Raw genomic sequence first — 1419 nt, 5'->3', positions numbered from 1 at the left:
GTCCTAGTCCTATGGAGTGGTTTGAGACGCAGCAAGTGGCGCTAGACCCTACAGGACGCGTCGTCGCTTTAGAAGAGCAAACCTATAAGTACCAAACGCAAAATCCTAAGATTTTTGCTGGAGGTGATATGGTACGCGGTTCTGATTTGGTCGTGACCGCCATCTGGGATGGTCGCCAAGCGGCTGAAGGTATTTTGGACTACTTAGAAGTATAGTGTTTAAAGCAAGTGCTCTCTTTAAAAATGCGATAAGTATTGAAGAGTGAGTACATCAGTTTTGTCTATTTTGTACTCGCGCGCTTTGACCTTTAACGTCTTTTGTCTTTTAATAGATGAAAGGCGTTATTTTTTGCTGGTGAGTGAATAGTTATAGTTAATTCACTCCAAAAATGTTATGGCAAAGCTGATATAAATTTTTGTAGCCTCTGTCTGCGCAGGCACAGCAAGCAAGAAAATTTCTAACGGCTTTGCCTACAGATAAAATACATGACACTTTTAGTTAGTATTGGCTATATTAAATAGTAGCTGTCCGATTAATGGCTACGTAGTCAATCATCATCTAATAAGTGCTGTCTATTGATGTTTTTCATTATTGTTATATTTTCTATTTTATAAAAAGAGTGATTCCAAGTGAAACCGACCTTTTGGCAACGATTTACCGCCCCACTTGTTGAGCCTTATGCGCGTTATCAACATGCTGACGTATTGCACGCGATACGTTTGGGCACAGCGGTGCTGACTGCGCTATTATTGAATGAGGTCACCAATCTGCCACATGGAGAGTGGACCACCATTACGGTGTTTGTCATTTTGGGTTTATTACAATACCAAGGTGCAATTTATACCAAAGCCAAAGAGCGCATATTGGGTACCTTGCTTGGTGTGGGCGTCGGGCTTGGGTTTTTGTGGTTAAGTGAAGACATCGGTACGTGGATGTGGATATACTATCTACTTATCGGCATCATCAGCGGTATCATTGGGTATGTTGCGGTTAAACAGTTGGGTTATATTGGTCTATTAACGGGTATTACCATGCTGATGATTGTTTCAAGTCCTGACCAAAGCAGTATCGGTCAAGATGGTCTGTACCGTGCCTTTAATATTTTGCTGGGCGCTGGCGTGGCGGTGGCGGCGACCTTAGTTTTACCCCTCAAGTCTACTTTGATGTGGCGTTTTTTGCTGGCAAGCAATCTTGAGACCTGCGGTAATCTATATGCCGGAGTCGGCAACCATATTGATGCTGACATTCTAGTACCCAAACCATTCAAATACACTAAGAGCACCAGCTCAGCAAGTTTGATTTATCCTACCAGTAGCTCTGTCCCTGATATCCCAGTCAACAAAGCATTGGTTAAGGCGCTACAAAAAATCAATAAGCGACTGTTGGCAGTACGCCCGCACATTGCTGCGACAGAAAGAG

The 1419-nt window shown here is 43.1% G+C and carries 1 protein-coding gene and 1 pseudogene; both read left to right on the top strand.

Annotation, left to right across the window (positions count from 1 at the left end):
• A pseudogene (locus tag ACS8FD_RS14500) lies at positions 1-215 on the top strand (glutamate synthase small subunit); the annotation flags it as partial.
• Positions 216-629: 414 nt separating this feature from the next.
• Positions 630-1419 (top strand): FUSC family protein (locus ACS8FD_RS14495; RefSeq protein WP_439276374.1); only part of this gene is annotated, 790 nt, incomplete at its 3' end.

It is taken from the genome of Psychrobacter sp. 1U2 (assembly GCF_051847575.1).
This window is presented reverse-complemented; position numbering and strand designations above follow the sequence as displayed.